The organism is Dellaglioa sp. CoH-56-MRSF-10 (assembly GCF_056782175.1).
Genome location: NZ_JBXAYF010000060.1, coordinates 1 through 368, shown reverse-complemented (window position 1 = coordinate 368; position 368 = coordinate 1). Strand labels below are relative to the sequence as shown.

1 protein-coding gene is annotated in these 368 nt (G+C 55.4%); it reads left to right on the top strand.

Translation table 11 applies throughout. The features are described from left to right. The first annotated feature begins 66 nt into the window (after positions 1 to 66). Positions 67 to 330 (top strand): hypothetical protein, encoded by a 264-nt coding sequence (locus AC1RP4_RS07835; protein ID WP_481763245.1) that lies wholly within the window; start codon positions 67 to 69, stop codon positions 328 to 330. Positions 331 to 368: the final 38 nt, after the last annotated feature.

Genomic DNA, 368 nt, shown 5'->3' with positions numbered 1-368 from the left:
GCTCAAACCAAACCCCGTAAGATTCACACATACCGCACTGAGCGGGATTAACCACTAGAGGCAAATATGGCAACCTACCTTAACCTGAAAATCGGCGCGGCTCGTCGTCTGGCCTATCTGCGCGGCTACGTGCAGGCGCATAACGAAAAGGTCGAAAAGAAGGGTTACGGGTTGACGCTGGATAGCTGGAAAGCGGCGCGCACGCAGCGCCTCGATTCGACGGGCGGCGGCCTGAGTGCCGGGTACAACGAGGAATACGGCCGCAAGTTTGAATGTCACACGACGTTCGATATCGCTGCACTTCCCGGCCGTTGCGATTTTGCGGATTAGATACACTCGTCATTTGATGCGGATTCGGTAATCCGCAA